Origin of the sequence: Pseudomonas fluorescens, from assembly GCF_902497995.1 — a bacterium.
In the GTDB taxonomy this organism is placed as follows: Bacteria; Pseudomonadota; Gammaproteobacteria; order Pseudomonadales; family Pseudomonadaceae; genus Aquipseudomonas; species Aquipseudomonas fluorescens_BK.
Genome location: NZ_CABVII010000035.1, coordinates 23,743 through 42,490, shown reverse-complemented (window position 1 = coordinate 42,490; position 18,748 = coordinate 23,743). Strand labels below are relative to the sequence as shown.

The 18,748-nt window shown below is 60.6% G+C and carries 18 protein-coding genes; 11 read left to right on the top strand and 7 right to left on the bottom strand.

What is annotated here, in order from left to right; translation table 11 throughout:
- The first annotated feature begins 280 nt into the window (after nucleotides 1–280).
- Nucleotides 281–553: a TfoX/Sxy family protein gene (locus tag F8N80_RS28330; protein ID WP_003228231.1), complete on the top strand. Its 273-nt coding sequence runs from the start codon at nucleotides 281–283 to the stop codon at nucleotides 551–553.
- Nucleotides 554–859: 306 nt separating this feature from the next.
- Here the strand turns inward: F8N80_RS28330 and F8N80_RS28325 are convergent, their stop codons facing one another.
- The 5 genes from F8N80_RS28325 to F8N80_RS28305 form a co-directional block, all read right to left on the bottom strand.
- The gene (locus tag F8N80_RS28325) at nucleotides 860–1,144 is read right to left on the bottom strand and encodes a DUF6124 family protein (protein ID WP_150748292.1); all 285 of its coding nucleotides are present in this window, start codon (nucleotides 1,142–1,144) and stop codon (nucleotides 860–862) included.
- 461 nt (nucleotides 1,145–1,605) lie between these two features.
- Nucleotides 1,606–2,469 carry a ChaN family lipoprotein gene (locus tag F8N80_RS28320; protein ID WP_150748274.1) on the bottom strand — a complete coding sequence of 288 codons (864 nt, stop codon included), beginning with the start codon at nucleotides 2,467–2,469 and terminating at the stop codon, nucleotides 1,606–1,608.
- Between the two features lie 21 nt (nucleotides 2,470–2,490).
- Entirely contained in the window at nucleotides 2,491–3,258 is a 768-nt protein-coding gene (locus F8N80_RS28315; protein WP_150785193.1) for a heme ABC transporter ATP-binding protein, read from the bottom strand.
- Nucleotides 3,258–4,241, bottom strand: coding sequence for a FecCD family ABC transporter permease (locus tag F8N80_RS28310; RefSeq protein WP_191633003.1), 984 nt, complete (start codon nucleotides 4,239–4,241; stop codon nucleotides 3,258–3,260). The genes F8N80_RS28315 and F8N80_RS28310 overlap by 1 nt, the downstream gene beginning before the upstream one ends.
- Nucleotides 4,242–4,291: 50 nt before the next feature.
- Complete coding sequence (locus tag F8N80_RS28305; protein ID WP_150748277.1) at nucleotides 4,292–5,164, bottom strand: heme/hemin ABC transporter substrate-binding protein; 873 nt, start codon at nucleotides 5,162–5,164, stop codon at nucleotides 4,292–4,294.
- A gap of 167 nt (nucleotides 5,165–5,331) precedes the next feature.
- Between F8N80_RS28305 and F8N80_RS28300 the strand changes: the two genes are divergently transcribed.
- Nucleotides 5,332–5,649 carry a Rieske (2Fe-2S) protein gene (locus F8N80_RS28300; RefSeq protein ID WP_150785192.1) on the top strand — a complete coding sequence of 106 codons (318 nt, stop codon included), beginning with the start codon at nucleotides 5,332–5,334 and terminating at the stop codon, nucleotides 5,647–5,649.
- Here the strand turns inward: F8N80_RS28300 and sfsA are convergent.
- Nucleotides 5,646–6,359: a DNA/RNA nuclease SfsA gene (sfsA, locus tag F8N80_RS28295; RefSeq protein ID WP_150785191.1), complete on the bottom strand. Its 714-nt coding sequence runs from the start codon at nucleotides 6,357–6,359 to the stop codon at nucleotides 5,646–5,648. The two genes, F8N80_RS28300 and sfsA, sit on opposite strands and share 4 nt — an antisense overlap.
- On the bottom strand, nucleotides 6,359–7,531 hold the full coding sequence (locus F8N80_RS28290) for a pyridoxal phosphate-dependent aminotransferase (RefSeq protein ID WP_150785190.1): 1,173 nt from the start codon (nucleotides 7,529–7,531) through the stop codon (nucleotides 6,359–6,361). The genes sfsA and F8N80_RS28290 overlap by 1 nt, the downstream gene beginning before the upstream one ends.
- Nucleotides 7,532–7,864: 333 nt before the next feature.
- Between F8N80_RS28290 and dksA the strand changes: the two genes are divergently transcribed.
- The 9 genes from dksA (at nucleotide 7,865) to panC (ending at nucleotide 18,667) form a co-directional block, all read left to right on the top strand.
- The gene (dksA, locus tag F8N80_RS28285; protein WP_150748281.1) at nucleotides 7,865–8,305 is read left to right on the top strand and encodes an RNA polymerase-binding protein DksA; all 441 of its coding nucleotides are present in this window, start codon (nucleotides 7,865–7,867) and stop codon (nucleotides 8,303–8,305) included.
- A 199-nt stretch (nucleotides 8,306–8,504) separates the two neighbouring features.
- On the top strand, nucleotides 8,505–9,401 hold the full coding sequence (gene gluQRS / locus F8N80_RS28275; protein ID WP_150785189.1) for a tRNA glutamyl-Q(34) synthetase GluQRS: 897 nt from the start codon (nucleotides 8,505–8,507) through the stop codon (nucleotides 9,399–9,401).
- Between the two features lie 77 nt (nucleotides 9,402–9,478).
- Nucleotides 9,479–9,655, top strand: a complete 177-nt coding sequence (locus F8N80_RS28270; RefSeq protein WP_003176118.1) for a hypothetical protein — start codon at nucleotides 9,479–9,481, stop codon at nucleotides 9,653–9,655.
- Nucleotides 9,639–12,593: a sensor histidine kinase gene (locus F8N80_RS28265; protein WP_191633002.1), complete on the top strand. Its 2,955-nt coding sequence runs from the start codon at nucleotides 9,639–9,641 to the stop codon at nucleotides 12,591–12,593. The genes F8N80_RS28270 and F8N80_RS28265 overlap by 17 nt, the downstream gene beginning before the upstream one ends.
- Before the next feature lie 22 nt (nucleotides 12,594–12,615).
- On the top strand, nucleotides 12,616–14,052 hold the full coding sequence (locus F8N80_RS28260; RefSeq protein WP_150748284.1) for a sigma-54-dependent transcriptional regulator: 1,437 nt from the start codon (nucleotides 12,616–12,618) through the stop codon (nucleotides 14,050–14,052).
- Between the two features lie 706 nt (nucleotides 14,053–14,758).
- Nucleotides 14,759–16,159: a polynucleotide adenylyltransferase PcnB gene (locus F8N80_RS28255; protein WP_150748285.1), complete on the top strand. Its 1,401-nt coding sequence runs from the start codon at nucleotides 14,759–14,761 to the stop codon at nucleotides 16,157–16,159.
- Between the two features lie 3 nt (nucleotides 16,160–16,162).
- A complete protein-coding gene (gene folK, locus F8N80_RS28250) occupies nucleotides 16,163–16,648 on the top strand; it encodes a 2-amino-4-hydroxy-6-hydroxymethyldihydropteridine diphosphokinase (protein ID WP_150748286.1) in 486 nt (161 codons plus the stop codon).
- Nucleotides 16,649–17,015: 367 nt separating this feature from the next.
- Nucleotides 17,016–17,816, top strand: coding sequence for a 3-methyl-2-oxobutanoate hydroxymethyltransferase (panB, locus tag F8N80_RS28240; RefSeq protein ID WP_150748287.1), 801 nt, complete (start codon nucleotides 17,016–17,018; stop codon nucleotides 17,814–17,816).
- Complete coding sequence (gene panC / locus F8N80_RS28235; RefSeq protein ID WP_150748288.1) at nucleotides 17,813–18,667, top strand: pantoate--beta-alanine ligase; 855 nt, start codon at nucleotides 17,813–17,815, stop codon at nucleotides 18,665–18,667. The genes panB and panC overlap by 4 nt, the downstream gene beginning before the upstream one ends.
- The last annotated feature ends 81 nt before the right edge of the window (nucleotides 18,668–18,748 follow it).

Here is an 18,748-nt window from a genome sequence, read left to right as displayed (position 1 = left end):
ACACAACGCAATCCACTGTGGGAGCGGGCTTGCTCGCGAAGAGGGCGTGTCAGTCAACATCATCGTTGACTGACACGCCCTCTTCGCGAGCAAGCCCGCTCCCAGAGGGTTTTGCGTCACCCCTCCTCTACTGCATTCGCAGACATTCCTTCAGCGCCAAGCGTCCCCCTTCTTAGAAGCTTTTGCGTCGAAACCGAGCAAACAATCACGCTTTTCCTGCTGATGGCTACACTCCTGAGAAGCTCGCCCACGCACCGTTCGGCCGTCGCAAGGAGGCTTGATGAATGATGAACTGCAGCACCTGAAGAATCTTGGCAAGACGTCAGCGCAGTGGCTGCATGCCGTGGGCATCCACAGCGCCTCGGACTTGCGTCGCCTGGGGGCGGTGGACGCTTATCGGGCCGTGCGCACCCGCGGCTTTCGGGCGTCCAAGGTGTTGTTGTATGCGATCGAAGGCGCGTTGATGGACGTGCACTGGAACGACATTCCTGCCGAGCGCAAGGACGCCCTGAACAAACAACTGGAAGCCATTTCATCGCGTCACAAAAACTGAATGGACCTGCGGCCCAATGATCACGGGGCCCTCCAATGAACCGATGACTAATTTAGAGCAAATGAAAAATCAGCTGTTGACTTGGTAATGAGAATCGCTATGATTATCACAACTGGTCGCGAGACTGGTCGATATTTGAAAAGCCCTTGGTTCGGACTCTCAGATATCTCCTCATCAGGCTAATCACGGTTATTTGACCCGGCTCTTGCCGGGTCTTTTTTTGGGCGAAAGGTTTGTATTCCGACCTGCCTGTTGGAGCTGTCGAGCGAAGCGAAGCTGCGATCTTTAATGTTTAAAGGACAGCGGCTATTCAGGCGGCTCGATCCGATCCAACGCCCGATTGACCGCCAATTCACCCAGCGTGATGACTTGCGCAATGCCCAGCAAAGCGTTGCGTGACGTTCCCTGCAGATGATCTGCCAGGTCTGTGGCCAAGACATTGGCCGACGCCAGCGACTCACACGCATAAGCCAGCAGTGTTTCGGTATCGAGCTTAGGGTTGACGATGAAGAAGCTGCAGGGGGTTCGCGGGGAGGACATGATGTTGAAGGCCGAATCAGTGTCCGGCGGATCAGGCGTTACCTTGGACATAATTTTCATTTCCTGATTGCGCGGCCACTCCTCGCTACTAATACAAGGGGGTGGCGGCTGTACGCAGGTTAGTAGACCGGGGAAATGAAGAAAGCCGGCGCGCCCGAGGACGCCCTGCGCACAGCCACCATCAAATTCAGGTACGGAAATACCCGTTTGACGGAAGCTCGTGCACTCTTCAAATACCACGGGCTACTAAACCCGATCACTGGCGATCAGTGATGCGAATCAAGTTACCGAGCAGGCCCGAGGCGCACAAGCCGGCGGATTCTGGCGTACCTGTAGGCAACGACGCAAGGTGCTGTAGCTCCCAGGAAGAAATCGCGAGAACAGTCCTACAAATTCACCCAAGCGACACTTCGTAAACCCTGCCCCGTCCCAAATCCCCTCCAGATCAAGCACGCCATAAACCCGGAAGCATCCTACATGCCCATCGGAAGCGTCCTATTTTCTTTGCTGCCTCACTTCCCAGGCTGCTTACCGAACTGCTTACGCATCTGCTCACAATAATCCGGCGTCTGCATAGCCGGCGTGTACCAGACGTAATCGGCCATCGCCAGTGTGACCTCACCGCCCTGTTGAGCCAGCATCAGCACCGTCGGCGCCCCAGGTGCCCCCAGATCCAGCAGATGAATCGGTACGCCGACGTCCTTGCGCGCATGGTAAGCCCCGGAAAAAAGCACTGAAGGCTCAGGTGCGGCGAGCAGCCGTTCAGCCATGCGCCGGTCACGCTGCTGCTGAACGGCAAGCATTGCCGGCATCTGTGCTTTGGGCAGCAGGCCGCAATGGGAATCGCTGACTTGCTGCAGCAGTTCGTCCTTGACTGAAGACGCGTTGGAGCGTGAGCCGCTCAAGGTGGGAGGGTTGGTATAGATCGCCCGGACTTCCGGTGTGGCCAGATTAGCGGACAGCAGCGGATATGGCTGGGTCAGGGCGAAACGAACGATCGGCCCGTACAAATCCCAGTCCCAGCCATCCTGCCAGGCCAACGCAGCGGGCAAGTCCGCCGGGGGTGCCGAAGCGTGGCGAACCTCATCGACGCGTGGCTGCTGGTCTGGCGTAAGCATTTCCAGCAGCAGACTGCCTTGAGGTCGGCGCTCACCCAGTACCTGCAACAACCACAGTTGCAGTGCATGGTGGTCGCGATTGTCATGCTGCTCACCTACGATCACTCGCGAAGGCTCGGCCAAGCGAGCAACCAGTTCCTGTGGCGTCAGGCTTTGACCGCTGCGCAAGTCGCGGATCTCACCGACGACCGGGGGCGGTGCCGAAACATGCTGGCAAGCACTCAGCATCAGCATTGCCAGAATCAACATTACACGCATGCGCCCACTCCTTTGAAAGACTCAGCGGGCGATGATCAGCGGATGCCCACGCTCCGGATGTTGTTGCACCAGCACTTCCAGGCCGAAGACCGCCTTGAGCGGTTCCGGACGCAACACCTGTTCCGGTGTATCGAGCGCCACCGGGCGCCCGCCTTCGAGCAGCAGCAGGCGATCACAATAGCGCGCCGCCAGGTTCAGATCATGCAGGATCACCAGCACCGCCGCACCGCGATCGGCAAACTCGCGCACCGCCTGCAGCGTAGTGTGCTGGTGCAGCGGGTCGAGCATCGAGGTTGGCTCATCGAGCAACAGGGTCTGCCCCGCCTCACCCGGCCAGAGTTGAGCCAGTACCCGCGCCAGATGCACCCGCTGACGTTCGCCACCGGACAAGGCCAGGTAGCTGCGGCCAGTCAGATGACCGGCATCGGCAGCCTGCAACGCGGCGGTGACGATTTCATCATCGCGGACCCGGCCGCTCTGATGGGGCAAGCGGCCCATGCCGACCACTTCTTCGACGCGAAAGGCGAAGTCCAGGGTCGATACCTGCGGCAACACAGCCAGGCGCTGGGCTCGCAGCGCCCCGGTCCAGTGGCTCAACTCGCGCTCCTCGAGCCAGACATTGCCCTGGTCAGCCTGCAACTCGCCGCACAAGGCGCCGAGCAAGGTGCTTTTTCCGGCACCGTTCGGCCCCAGCACACCCAGGATTTCGCCCGGCTTGACCTCGAGCGTGATGTCGGTCAATACGATCTTTCGACCCCGACGGACTTGCAGATTTTGCGTTCGCAACATCAGGCACGCCCTCGGAGCAGTAAATACAGGAAAAACGGCGCACCGATGAAGGCCGTGACAATTCCGATCGGCAACTCGGCAGGCGCCAGGGCCAATCGTGCGACCAGATCGGCAAACAACAAAAGACTGCCACCGGCCAGCACTGAGGCCGGCAACAGCACGCGATGGTCAGGCCCCGCCAGCAGTCGCACCAGGTGCGGCACCACCAGCCCGACAAAGCCGATCATCCCGGCCGCCGCGACTGCTGCGCCGACACCCAGCGCCGTGCAGAACACCAGTTCGCGCTTGAGCCGTTCGACATCGATGCCCAGGTGACCCGCCTCCGACTCTCCCAGCAGCAACGCATTCAGCGCCTTGGCCCGGCGCGGCAGCCACAGCGCCACGCCCACAGTGATCAGCAGCAACGGCCAGAGTCGCGCATAGCTGGCGCCGTTCAGGCTGCCCAGGTTCCAGAATGTCAGCGTACGCAGGGTCGCGTCATCGGCCAGGTAGGTAAACAGCCCCACGGCGGAACCCGCCAGCGCCGTCAACGCAATCCCCGCCAACAGCATGGTCGCGACATGGGTCTGCCCGTTGCGCCGGCCCAGCCGATACACCAGCGCCGTGACGCCGAGCCCGCCTAAAAATGCGCACAGCGACAACAGATAAGGCCCGAGGGCTTCCGGTAGGCCGCCGAATAGCGAACCGCCGACAATCGCGATCGCCGCGCCCAGCGCCGCACCGCTGGAAACCCCCACCAACCCCGGATCTGCCAGCGGGTTACGAAACAGTCCCTGCATCGCCACGCCGGACAATGCCAAAACGCCCCCCACCGCCAGCCCCAACAGGGTTCGCGGCAGGCGAATCTGGCCGAGGATCAGTTCGGCCTGCTCCAGCCCGTCGGCCGCAATGGGCAAGCCGATCAGCCGCAACGCCGCGCGCAAGGTATCGAACAGCGGCAAGCTGACGGGTCCAAGCGCCAACGATAGCCAGACCGCCAGCAAACACAGCAGGCTCAGGCCAATAAACAAAGCACGCGGTTTAACCAGGATGGTCATTGGCCGGCAGAACCGGGGAAGAAGCCGTCAGACAGTGATTTCAATGCCTCGGGCAACCGCGGCCCGAGCCCGCCCACCAGCAGGGTTGGATCGAGTTCCATGACTCGCCCGTCCTTGGCCGCGCGGGTCGAGGACAGGATCGGATTCTCCTTGAACAGTGCTGCCCGCGCGGCGTCGCCTGTGAGCGCACGATCGGCAAACACCAGCACGTCAGGATCCAGACTGACCAGCGATTCAACGGAAAAAGGTTTATAGCCAGAATGTGTTGCCAGATTGTGCCCGCCGGCCTTTTGCAGCAACCAATCAGCGGCGGTGTCCTTGCCGGCGATCAGCGGTTTGCCACCGGCGTGGCCGAGCAGCAACAGGACTCCCGGCGACTTTTCCTTCACCTGCGCCCGGGTGACCCGGACCTTTTGCTGCTCGAGTTGCTGCTGATACGCCTGCAGCAATTGCGCCGCCCGGTCTTGCGCGCCAAGCAACTTGCCCAGATGCTGCAGATTTGCCTGCAAAGTCGGCAGATCCGGCTGGGCCGAGAACAGCTCGACTTGCACGCCGGCACTGCGAACCTGCGAAAGCACCGGCGGCGGCCCCATTTCTTCGGTGCCGATCAGAATCTGCGGGCGCAAACTTAAAATGCCCTCCGCCGACAATTGCCGCTGATAACCGATGCTGGGCAGTGCCTTCAGGGATTCAGGGTGCTGGCTCGTGGTATCGACCCCCACCAGTTTCGACTCGCCACCCAGGGCGCTGACCCACTCCGACAGCGCGCCACCGGCACTGACCCAACGTTGTGGCAACTCGGCCGCTGCGGCGTGATAACTGACGAGAAGTCCGACACAGAGCGCAGCAACGCGGGTACTCAGGCGCATAAACAGCTTCCTTGAACGTTTTCCCAGGCATCGAGATGACAGGCCAAGTATCCTCGGCATCCGACACCTGCCCACCTAATGGGCGAAGCGGTCATTTGATAATTGTTTGCATTTGAACGTCAAGCTCGGACATATCCGGTCACTAGACGCGGCACTTGAGGATAGACATGAAGTTTCTTTGTACCGGCGTCGAGCTGGCCGATGACAGCAGCCGCGGTTTCGACATCGACGGCCAGAAGCTCTTCGCTGTGCGCCGGGGCGGCCAGGTCTACGTCTATATCAATCGCTGTCCGCACCGTGGCGTCGGGCTGGAATGGACCCCCAACCAGTTTCTCGACCCCAGCAACAGCCTGATCCAGTGCGCCACCCATGGCGCACTGTTTCTGATCGAAGACGGCGAATGCGTCGCCGGCCCGTGCGCCGGGCAATCCTTGTCCAGCATCGTTTGCCACGAGGACGACCAAGGAATCTGGGTCAGCCTTTAACCGTTGAGCAACACGTCCAGACGTCGATCGACCACCATCTCTTCGTGAGTCAACCGAACGCCGTAGGCCAATACCTCGACGCCACAGGCCACCGCCTCACGCAGTGCAGCGGCGTAGGCTGCATCGATTTCTTCTGCAGGACGCACCGCTTCGATTCCGGTGAGGTTCACGCAATACAACTGCACCGCGCGAATCCCGTCCCGAGCCAAATGGGCCAACTCCCGCAAATGCTTGGCCCCGCGCTGGGTCACCGCATCGGGAAATGCCGCCACCAATGAGCCGTCGTAACCCAGGGTGACACTTTTGACTTCCACATAGGCCGGTCCGCTCGGGTAATCGAGGCGGAAATCGATGCGGCTGCGTTCCTGGCCATAAGCCACTTCACGCTTCAGCCCGGTAAAGCCGTTCAGTTCGGTGATGACGCTGGCCCGCAACGCCTCCTCGATCAAGCCGTTGGCCCGCCCGGTGTTCACGCAAAACAACCGCCCTTGCGGGGTTTCGCCTACCTCCCAGGTGCCGGGCAATTTGCGTTTCGGGTCATTGGAACGGCTGAACCAGACCTGCCCGCCCGCGACCTGGCAATTGAGCATCGAGCCGGTGTTCGGGCAGTGAATGGTCAGCAACTCGCCGCTAACGGTCTCGATATCCGCGAGAAAACGCTTGTAACGACGGATAAGGCGACCTTCTTCGAGTGGAGGATGAAAGCGCATCAGCCTTGCCAGCTGCGCAAACCGCGCGTAATCCGCTCGACCGCTTCCTGCAAGCGCACCAGACTCTGGGTGTAGGCAAACCGCACGTGATGCCCGGCCTGATAACGTCCGAAGTCCAGCCCAGGCGTAATCGCCACATGCTCGGTTTCGAGGAAATGTCGGCAGAACGCGAAGGCATCACCGCCGAACTTGCTGATATCGGCGTACAAGTAAAAAGCCCCTTCGGGTTCGACGGCGATACCGAAGCCCAATTCCCGCAAGGCCGGCAGCAGGAAATCCCGACGCCGGCCAAATTCGGCGCGACGCTCTTCCAGGATGCTGATGGTTGCCGGTTCAAAGCAGGCCAGTGCGGCGTGTTGGGCCATGCTTGGGGCGCTGATGTAGAGGTTCTGGGCGAGTTTTTCCAGCTCACCGACCGCGGCTTCGGGCGCCACCAGCCAGCCGAGCCTCCAGCCGGTCATGCCGAAATACTTTGAAAAACTATTTAAGACAAAGGCGCTGTCATCGACTTCCAGGACGCTGGCCGCGTCGGTGCCGTAGGTCAGGCCGTGATAGATCTCGTCCACCACCAGATGGCCGTGGCGCGCCTTGATTGCGGCCGACAGGTCCCCCAGCTCGTCGCGCGTCAGGATGGTCCCGGTCGGATTGGCCGGCGACGCCACCAGGGCGCCGACACTGTCCTGATCCCAATGTCGGGCCACCAGCTCCGGCGTCAACTGATAACGCACCTCCGGACCTACGGGAACAAGCTGCGCCGCGCCTTCCACCAGCCGCAGGAAATGCCGGTTGCACGGGTACCCCGGGTCCGCCAGCAGCCAGTGCTTGCCTGGGTCCACCAGCAGGGCGCTGGCCAACAACAGCGCACCAGAGCCGCCGGGCGTGATGAGGATGCGCTGCGGATCGATATTCAACCCATAACGCTGCTGATAGAAGCCTGAAATGGCCTCGCGCAACTCAGGGATGCCGCGCGCAGCGGTGTAGCGGGTCTTGCCCGCCGTCAGCGCCGCCTGGCCGGCCCGGATGATCGGCTCGGCGGTGGTGAAGTCCGGCTCGCCGATTTCCAGGTGGATCACGTCGTGGCCGGCAGCTTGCAGTTCATTGGCCCGCGCCAGCAGCGCCATGACGTGGAAAGGTTCGATCGCGCGACTGCGGGCACTGTAGGGCTGAGCCATTAGCCTTCCTTCAACAGGGAAAAAAAATCGATTCTACCCAAGCGCAGGAACGAGCGAGAACCTAAAGCGGTCAGACCCATATAGCGCTGGTCTCAAACGACTCAAGCGTGTGTCCCAAGTTTGACTAAAATCAATAATTGATCAGGTCTCCAGCGCCACCAGACCAAGCTTCGCATGCATTTGCAAGCACCGAAGGCGACTACCTCGACATCCGGGAGTAGCGCGGTCCGATTTGATCTGGTAAGTTCGCCCGCTTGCAGCCGCAGGGCCGGCAGGTGTCGGTGATGGAGCAATCCTGCGCAATGGATTACAAGAGTAGAGGCGGTCCATTTCATGCCCACCCAAGCAAAGCAGCAAAATCAGGCGATCAGCGGTTTCGAACCCTACAAAGAAGTGAAGGGCGAGGAATACATGGGCAAGCCCATGCGCGCTCACTTCACCAAGATCCTGAACAAGTGGAAACAGGACTTGATGCAGGAAGTCGACCGTACTGTTGATCACATGAAAGATGAAGCGGCCAACTTCCCGGACCCGGCAGACCGTGCCAGCCAGGAAGAGGAATTCAGCCTCGAATTGCGCGCCCGTGATCGCGAGCGCAAGTTGATCAAGAAAATCGACAAGACCCTGCAATTGATCGAAGATGAAGAGTATGGCTGGTGCGAGTCCTGCGGCGTCGAAATCGGCGTCAAGCGACTGGAAGCCCGTCCTACTGCCGACATGTGTGTCGATTGCAAGACCCTGGCGGAAATCAAGGAAAAACAAGTCGGCAAGTGATCTCGACTTGAATGAAGAACGGAGCGTGCGAACGCTCCGTTTTTGTTTCTGCAATTCGCCTCGGCAAACCCTGTGGGAGCGGGCTTGCTCGCGAAGGGGGCAGCAGCTTTAACATTAGTGTTGGCTGACACACCGCTTTCGCGAGCAAGCCCGCTCCCACAAGTGACTTGCGCACGACGGGACAACGTAAATCGCCCTTATGACCACCACGACCTCCCCCGCCTACATCGGACGCTTCGCCCCCACGCCCAGTGGCCATCTGCATTTCGGCTCGCTGGTCGCCGCGCTGGCTTCGTACCTCGACGCGCGCTCGGTGGGTGGTCGCTGGCTGATGCGCATGGAAGATCTCGATCCGCCGCGGGAAGAGCCCGGCGCTCAAGCGGCCATTCTCAAGGCTCTGGAAAGCTACGGATTCGAGTGGGACGGCGAGATGGTCCGACAGAGCGATCGGCACACTGCCTACGCCGAAGTCATCGACCGCCTGTTCAACCTTGGCCTGGCTTATGCCTGCACCTGTTCGCGAAAACAGCTGGAGCCGTATAAAGGGATTTATCCGGGCCTGTGCCGCAATGCCGGCCATGGCACCGAAGATGCCGCGATTCGCCTGCGTGTTCCCGAGCTGGAATACCACTTCATCGACCGGGTCCAGGGCGAATTCCGCCAGCACCTGGGGCGGGAAGTCGGCGATTTCGTGATCCGCCGCCGCGACGGGCTCTATGCCTATCAACTGGCGGTGGTGCTGGACGATGCCTGGCAAGGCATCACCGATATTGTCCGTGGCGCCGACCTGCTGGACTCCACACCGCGCCAGCTCTACCTGCAAGAATTGCTTGGCTTGCCACAACCGCGTTACCTGCATATTCCGCTGATTACCCAGCCCGACGGCAACAAGCTCGGCAAGTCGTACCGTTCGCCGCCGTTGAGCGAAAATCAGGCGACGCCCTTGTTGCTGCGTGCGTTGCGCGCACTCGGCCAACACCCGGGCGCCGAACTGGCTTACGCCACACCACGGGAAGTGCTGGACTGGGGCATCGCCCACTGGGATGCACGGCGGATCCCGCGCACACTCAGCCTGCCCGAAGCGCAACTACAGTGATCACACTTGCAGTGGCGCGCCCATCCGTTACCATCGCCGCACGTTTTCAGGCATGCGCATAAAAAAGAGAGGCCGGGATGTACATCTATCGCTTGGTCCTGCTCCTGGTAGTGGGGATTTATCTGTTTTCCCCGGCCATCATGGATTGGTGGATCGACGCTACTGGCGCCTGGTATCGCCCCTATCTGCTCTGGCTGATCCTGATCGTCGTGACCTTCATCCTGCAGAGCCAAAAAGATGCCGATGAGCTTTAGCCTGACCCAGATGATCCTGATCAGCGCCGCCTACCTGGCGGTGCTGTTCGGCGTCGCCTGGATCAGCGAACGGGGCATGATCCCCCGGGCGATCATTCGCCACCCGCTGACATACACCCTGTCGCTGGGCGTCTACGCCAGTGCCTGGGCGTTTTACGGTACGGTGGGCCTGGCCTACCAGTACGGCTATGGTTTTCTGTCCAGCTACCTCGGGGTCTCCGGGGCGTTTTTGCTGGCGCCGGTGTTGCTGTATCCGATCCTGAAGATTACCCGCACCTATCAGCTGTCCTCTTTGGCCGATTTGTTCGCGTTCCGCTTCCGCAGCACCTGGGCGGGAGCACTGACCACTATCTTCATGCTGATCGGCGTGCTGCCGTTGCTGGCCTTGCAGATTCAGGCGGTGGCCGACTCCATTGGCATCCTCACCCGGGAACCGGTCCAGCATCGCGTGGCCTTGAGCTTCTGTGCCCTGATTACCTTATTCACGATTTTCTTCGGTTCGCGCCATATTGCCACCCGCGAGAAGCATGAAGGCCTGGTGTTCGCGATTGCCTTCGAATCGGTGATCAAGTTGATCGCCATTGGCGGTGTCGGCCTGTATGCGCTGTATGGCGTGTTCGACGGCCCGCAACAGCTGGAATTGTGGCTGCTGCAAAACCAGACCGCCCTCGCCGCCCTGCATACGCCGCTACAGGAAGGGCCATGGCGCACGCTGCTGCTGGTGTTCTTCGCCTCGGCGATCGTGATGCCGCACATGTATCACATGACCTTTACCGAAAACCTCAACCCGCGCTCTCTGGTGAGCGCCAGCTGGGGCCTGCCGCTGTTCCTGCTGCTGATGAGCCTGGCAGTGCCGTTGATTCTCTGGGCTGGCTTGAAACTCGGGGCCACCACCAACCCGGAATACTTCACCCTGGGCATCGGTATCGCCGCCAACAGCAAAGCCCTGGCGCTCCTCGCGTACATCGGCGGCTTGTCGGCGGCCAGCGGGCTGATCATCGTCACCACCCTGGCGTTGTCCGGGATGGCACTGAACCACCTGGTGTTGCCGCTCTACCAGCCGCCGGCCGAAGGCAATATCTACCGCTGGCTGAAGTGGACCCGCCGGGCGCTGATCGTCGCGATCATCATGGCCGGCTACGGTTTCTACCTGATGCTGGGCGCCGAGCAGGACCTGGCTAACCTTGGCATCGTCGCCTTCGTCGCCACCCTGCAATTCCTGCCGGGTGTGCTGTCGGTCCTGTACTGGCCGACCGCCAACCGCCGCGGCTTCATCGCCGGCTTGCTCGCCGGGATTCTGGTGTGGCTGGTGACCATGCTGCTGCCGCTGGTGGGCAATCTGCAGGGTTTCTACATTCCGCTGCTGAACATGATTTACGTGCTGGACGACACCAGTTGGCACATGGCGGCCATCGCTTCGCTGGCGGCCAACGTGCTGATGTTCACCCTGATCTCGCTGTTCACCAACGCCAGCGTCGAAGAGGCCAGCGCGGCCGAAGCCTGCGCAGTGGACAACGTGCGTCGCCCGCAACGCCGGGAACTGCACGCCGCCTCGCCCCAGGAATTCGCTACGCAGCTGGCTAAACCCTTGGGCGCCAAGGCGGCACAGAAAGAAGTCGAGCAAGCCCTGCGCGACCTTTATCTGCCGTTCGACGAGCGCCGTCCTTACGCACTGCGCCGATTGCGTGACCGCATCGAAGCCAACCTGTCCGGCCTGATGGGGCCGAGCGTGGCCCAGGACATGGTCGAAACTTTCCTGCCCTATAAGGCCGGCGGCGAAAACTACGTGACTGAAGACATTCATTTCATCGAAAGCCGGCTCGAGGATTACCATTCGCGCCTCACCGGCCTTGCCGCCGAACTCGATGCCCTGCGCCGCTATCACCGCCAGACCCTGCAAGAATTGCCGATGGGCGTCTGCTCGCTGGCCAAGGATCAGGAAATCCTCATGTGGAACAAAGCCATGGAGGAATTGACCGGGATTGCCGCGCAACGTGTGGTCGGTTCGCGCCTGAGCACCATCGCCGATCCGTGGAAAGCGCTGCTGCAAGGCTTCATCAATCTGCCCGACGAACACTTGCACAAGCAACACCTGGCCCTCGATGGCCAGACCCGCTGGCTGAACCTGCACAAAGCGGCGATCGATGAACCCCTGGCGCCGGGCAACAGCGGCCTGGTGCTGCTGGTGGAAGACCTGACCGAAACCCAGATGCTCGAAGACAAACTGGTGCATTCCGAGCGTCTGGCCAGCATCGGCCGCCTGGCCGCCGGCGTGGCCCATGAAATCGGCAACCCGATCACCGGCATCGCCTGTCTGGCACAAAACCTGCGCGAAGAGCGCGAAGAAGACAGCGAACTGAAGGAAATCAGCGGGCAGATTCTCGAGCAGACCAAGCGCGTGTCACGCATCGTTCAGTCGCTGATGAGCTTCGCCCACGCCGGCAGTCATCAGCACAGCGACGAGCCCGTCTGTCTGGCTGAAGTGGCTCAGGATGCCATCGGCCTGCTGGCCTTGAACCGACGCAATTTCGAAGTGCAGTTCTTCAACCTGTGCGACCCCGACCACTGGGTCGAAGGTGACCCTCAGCGCCTGGCGCAAGTATTGATCAACCTGCTCTCGAACGCCCGTGACGCCTCGCCTCCGGGCAGTGCGGTGCGGGTCAAGAGCGAAGCCGGCGAACACACGGTCGATCTGATCGTGGAAGACGAAGGCAGTGGTATTCCCTCGAGCATCATGGACCGATTGTTCGAACCTTTCTTCACCACCAAGGATCCTGGCGAAGGCACCGGTCTGGGCCTTGCACTGGTCTATTCCATCGTTGAAGAGCATTATGGACAAATCACCATCGACAGCCCGGCTGATGTACACAGCCAACGCGGCACCCGAATCCGGGTGACCTTGCCGCGTCATGTCGAAGCGACGTCCGCTGTGAACTGAGACCGTCGAGAGTATCGAATCAATGCCGCACATTTTGATCGTCGAAGACGAAACAATCATCCGCTCCGCCTTGCGCCGCCTGCTGGAACGTAACCAGTACCAGGTCAGCGAAGCCGGTTCAGTGCAGGAAGCACAAGAACGCTTCACTATTCCCACGTTCGACCTGATCGTCAGTGACCTGCGCCTGCCTGGCGCACCGGGTACCGAGCTGATCAAGCTTGGCCAGGGCACTCCGGTGTTGATCATGACCAGCTACGCCAGCCTGCGTTCGGCGGTCGACTCGATGAAGATGGGCGCGGTGGATTACATCGCCAAGCCTTTCGATCACGACGAAATGCTCCAGGCCGTGGCGCGTATCCTGCGCGACCGGCAAGCGGTGCAAGCCAGCGGCGAGCCGGTCGTCGGCAAGGCCACCAATGGCGCGGCGAAACCAGGACCCGACAATAGCAACGGCGAAATCGGCATCATCGGCTCCTGCCCGCCGATGCAGGATCTGTACAGCAAGATTCGCAAAGTCGCGCCGACCGATTCCAATGTCCTGATCCAGGGCGAGTCCGGTACCGGTAAAGAACTGGTGGCGCGTGCCCTGCACAACCTGTCCAGACGCGCCAAGGCGCCGATGATCTCGGTGAACTGCGCGGCCATTCCGGAAAGCCTGATCGAGTCCGAACTGTTCGGCCACGAAAAAGGCGCGTTCACCGGCGCCAGCGCCGGGCGTGCCGGACTGGTGGAAGCTGCCGATGGCGGCACCCTGTTCCTCGACGAAATCGGCGAACTGCCACTGGAAGCCCAGGCCCGCCTGCTGCGCGTATTGCAGGAAGGTGAAATTCGCCGGGTCGGGTCGGTGCAGTCGCAGAAAGTCGATGTACGCCTGATTGCCGCGACTCACCGGGACCTCAAGAGCCTGGCGAAGATCGGCCAATTCCGTGAGGACCTGTACTACCGCCTGCACGTGATTGCCCTGAAACTGCCGGCCTTGCGCGAGCGCGGTGCGGACGTCAATGAAATTGCCAACGCCTTCCTGGCGCGCCAGAGCGCGCGAGTCAATCGCACCGACCTGAGATTCGCCGCGGACGCCGAGCAAGCGATTCGTCATTACTCCTGGCCGGGTAACGTTCGTGAGCTGGAAAACGCCGTCGAGCGCGCGGTCATCCTGTGCGAGAGCCCGGAGATTTCCGCCGAACTGCTGGGTATCGACATCGAGCTGAGCGATCTGGAAGAAGACGACTTCATCGGCCTGGCGCCGCAACAGGGTAACAGTGCCGGGAACAACAGCCATGAGCCGACCGAAGACCTGTCACTGGAAGACTACTTCCAGCACTTCGTTCTCGAACATCAGGACCACATGACCGAAACCGAGCTGGCCCGCAAACTCGGGGTCAGTCGCAAATGCCTGTGGGAACGCCGTCAGCGCCTGGGCATTCCGCGGCGCAAGACCGGCGTGGCCAGCGAGAGCTGAACCGCAGCTGTCCGATGTGCGGGTAACACCTGACAAACGTGAAGAAACTGTTACCTCAGCTTTCTCACGTAACAGAAGCCGGGGCTTACGGTAACGAAGCCCCGGCTTTTTTGTGCCTCGAAAAACCTGTCCAGATGACGTAACCCCTTGTTTTGCTGAGCTTCACAAAAGTTGGCACGCCCCCTGCTATATGTTTGGTACAAGAACAATAACAAGCAATGCACAAGACAATAAAAATAAGACGAATCGACTCACGCACAATAAAAACAAGACGGCGAGAGGCGCAGCTAACTGATTCTTTTGGAGAGGCGTTGTATTTGGGGCGTGCCCCACGACCAGGCCGAGAACAACAAAAAACTGTCACAAGACAGAGCCTGAACTGGTTGGATCGCAAGATCACTGCAACACAGCGACCAAAGCAATCCGTTTGCTCTTGGCTCCCGATTGGGAGGGTCATGAAGGAAAAACTTCATGGCGAGGGCACTCAACAAAAACAAGAAGCCCGAATCAAAAATAAAAATAGAGCATGCAACTACTTTCTTGGGGAGCTTCGGCTCCCCTTGTAGTTTCCGCGATTCGAAAAACCCCGCTCCTACACCTCATATCTGCTGTCTCCTACACCATCCCCCGACTAAATGCTAGAATCCCCGCCCATCATGCGGTCATTCTTCGTTTTGGCCGAACATTCCTTCAAACAGTGCATCCCATGCTGAAGAAGCTGTTCCAGTCATTCCGTTCTCCCAAGCGTCATACGCAACACATCCGCAGCACGCCTGAAGTGCTCAACAGCGGCCAACACTCGCTGCAAAAGACGCAGTTCAGCCGTTACGCGGTGAATATCGTCGAACGCTTGCAGAACGCCGGTTACCAGGCTTACCTGGTCGGTGGATGTGTGCGTGACATGCTGCTCGGCATCACGCCAAAAGACTTCGACGTCGCCACCAGCGCCACACCGGAACAGGTCCGGGCGGAATTTCGCAACGCGCGGATCATCGGGCGTCGATTCAAACTGGTACACATCCACTTTGGCCGCGAAATCATCGAAGTCGCGACCTTCCGAGCCAATCACCCGCAAAACGACGAGGAAGAAGACAGCAATCAGTCTTCCCGCAACGAGAGCGGACGCATCCTGCGCGACAACGTCTACGGCTCGCTGGAAGAGGACGCGCAACGCCGCGACTTCACCATCAACGCCCTGTACTACGACCCGGTCAGCGAACGCATTCTCGACTACGCCAATGGCGTACACGACATTCGCAATCATTTGATCCGTCTGATTGGCGACCCCAAGCAACGCTATCAGGAAGACCCGGTGCGGATGTTGCGGGCCGTGCGTTTTGCCGCCAAGCTGAATTTCGGCATCGAAAAACACAGCGCCGCGCCCATTCGCGAGCTGGCGCCGATGCTGCGCGAGATCCCGTCGGCCCGTCTGTTCGAGGAAGTACTCAAGTTGTTCCTCTCCGGCCATGCCGCGGACACTTTCGAGATGCTGGTCGACCTGCAGTTGTTCGATCCGCTGTTCCCGGCCAGTGCGGCAGCGCTGGAATACAACCCGACGTACACCCACACGCTGATCAGTGAAGCCTTGATCAACACTGACCTGCGGATCAAGCAGAACAAACCGGTGACCCCGGCGTTCCTCTTCGCCGCCCTGCTCTGGCCGGCCCTGCCGGCGCGAGTCCTGCGCCTGCAGGAGCGCGGCATGCCGCCGATTCCAGCGATGCAGGAAGCGGCCCATGAGCTGATTGCCGAACAGTGCCAGCGAATTGCGATTCCGAAGCGCTTCACCATGCCGATCCGCGAGATCTGGGACATGCAGGAGCGCCTGCCCCGCCGCAGCGGCAAACGCGCCGATCTGTTGCTGGACAACCCGCGCTTCCGCGCCGGTTACGACTTCCTGCTGTTGCGCGAAAGCGCCGGCGAGCAGACCGATGGCCTGGGCGAATGGTGGACGGATTATCAGGACGCCAACGACAGCGAACGTCGGGACATGATCCGCGACCTCAGCGGCAAGGATGACGGCACCGGTGCGCCACGCAAACGTCGCCGCAGCGGTGGCGCCAAGCGCAAACGCGCAGCTGGCGCTCCGAGCGCCCCGGGCGAGTAATCCATGGAACGCATCTACATCGGCATGGGCAGCAACCTGGCTGACCCCGCCGAACAATTGCGCAGCGCGATCGATGGGCTGGCGCAGTTGCCGCAGACCGAACTGGTCGGGGTTTCGGCGTTTTATCAAAGCGATTCGCTGCTGCCCGGCCAACCGCGGTACACCAACGCGATCGCCGCCCTCGATAGCATGCTCCCACCGCTGGAGCTGCTGGATGCGCTGCAAGCGATCGAGAATGGGCAGGGCCGCGAGCGCCTGGAACGTTGGGGGCCACGTACGCTGGATCTCGATATTGTGCTGTTCGGTGATCGGCTGATCGACGAGCCTCGCCTCAAAGTCCCTCATTACCATTTGCAGGAGCGGGCCTTCGTGCTGTATCCGCTGGCGGAACTGGCGCCTGCGGACTTGCGCCTGGCTGATGGCCGGAGGCTAACCGACCTGCTCGCAGCTTGCCCGTTCGTCGGGCTGGAACGACTCCCCCCGAATTGACTCAGATCCCCCTGTGGGAGCGGGCTTGCTCGCGAATGCGGTGTGTCATTCAGCATCAATGTTGACTGACACACCGCATTCGCGAGCAAGCCCGCTCCCACATTGTTTTGTGTCGAACACAAGACCTGCGCTTGCTGAAACGCATCAGTTACCCCGGTAACACCCCGCATGTAACAACGCGGTAACACACCCAATTGACTTCCCGAGTTCTCCTCACGACTATAGGCGTCCCGCTGTCGCCAACACGGCGTTGAAGGGCGCAATCCAGGCCTTCAAAGCACGACAACAGACCGTGCGCCTGTATTTAACGAAGAATCACGCGCGTTACTCGCAGTAGTTTCCACAGCGCCTGAATGAGGAACTTTTCATGCCAGCCATCACCCTGACCACGCTGCAAGGTCTCAAGCAAAAAGGTGAAAAAATCACCATGCTGACCTGCTATGACGCAACTTTCGCCCACGCTTGCAACGAAGCGGGTGTCGAAGTGCTGCTGGTGGGCGACTCCCTCGGCATGGTTTTGCAGGGCCACGACAGCACCCTGCCGGTCACCACCGCTGAAATGGCTTATCACGTGGCAGCCGTCAAACGCGGCAACGCCGATGCGTTGATTCTTGCCGACCTGCCCTTCATGGCCTACGCCACCACCGAACAAGCCATGACCAACAGCGCGCTGTTGATGCAGGCCGGGGCGCACATGGTCAAGGTCGAAGGGGCCTTGTGGCTCGCAGACTCGATCCGTCTGCTGGCCGAACGCGGCATTCCGGTATGCGCGCACATGGGGCTGACACCGCAGTCGGTGAACATCCTCGGCGGTTACAAAGTCCAGGGCCGCAACGAAAACCAGGCGCGGCAGATGCGTGCCGACGCGATCTCCCTCGAACAGGCCGGCGCGGCGATGCTGCTCCTCGAATGCGTGCCGAGTGAACTGGCCGTAGAAATTTCCCAGGCGGTGAAGATCCCGGTGATCGGCATCGGTGCCGGCAGCGGCACCGATGGCCAGGTGCTGGTTCTGCACGACATGCTGGGCCTGTCCATTACCGGCCGCGTGCCAAAGTTCGTGAAGAACTTCATGGCTGGCCAAACCAGCATTCACGCGGCCTTGAGCGCTTACGTCGCTGAAGTAAAAGCGGCATCTTTCCCAGGTATCGAACACGGATTCTCTGCATGAACACCGTCAAAACCGTACGCGAACTGCGGGCCGCCGTGGCCCGTGCCCGCAGCGAAGGCAAGCGCATCGGCTTCGTGCCGACCATGGGTAACCTGCACAGAGGTCATGTAGCGCTGATTACCAAAGCCACCCAGCGGGTGGATTTCGTGGTCGCGAGCATTTTCGTCAATCCGCTGCAATTCGGCGCGGGCGAAGACCTCGACAAATACCCCCGGACCCTTGCCGCCGACCAGGAAAAATTGCTCGAGGCCGGTTGCCACTTGCTGTTCGCGCCATCCGTCGAAGAAATGTACCCCGACGGCATGACCGGCCAGACCCGGGTCAGTGTTCCGCAGCTCTCAGAAGGTTTGTGCGGCGCCAGCCGTCCCGGGCATTTCGAAGGGGTGGCGACGGTCGTCAACAAGTTGTTCAACATGGTCCAGCCGGACCTGGCGATTTTTGGTCAGAAAGACTTCCAGCAACTGGCGGTGATCAAATCCCTGGTCCATGACCTGAACATGCCGATCCAGATCATTGGTGAACCGACCGTGCGTGCGGCCGACGGCCTGGCGCTGTCGTCGCGCAATGGCTTCCTCAGCGAAGAACAGCGGGCCGTGGCGCCGATTGTGTATCGCACGCTGTCGTCGATTGGCGAAGCCATCAAACAAGGCGACCGGGATTTCCCGGCGCTGATCGGCGTGCAGATCAAGCAGCTTGAAGCGGCTGGCCTGCGTCCGGATTACCTGGAAATTCGCCACGCCCAGACCTTGCGCCCGGCGACTGCGCAGGATCGGGATCTGGTGATTCTGGTGGCGGCGTTCCTGGGGACAACGCGGTTGATCGACAACTTGCATCTGAAACTCGACGCCTGAACACCGCAATTTCCCTGTGGGAGCGAGCCTGCTCGCGAAAGCGATCTCACATTCACCCTCATCGTTGAATGTCAGAGCGTC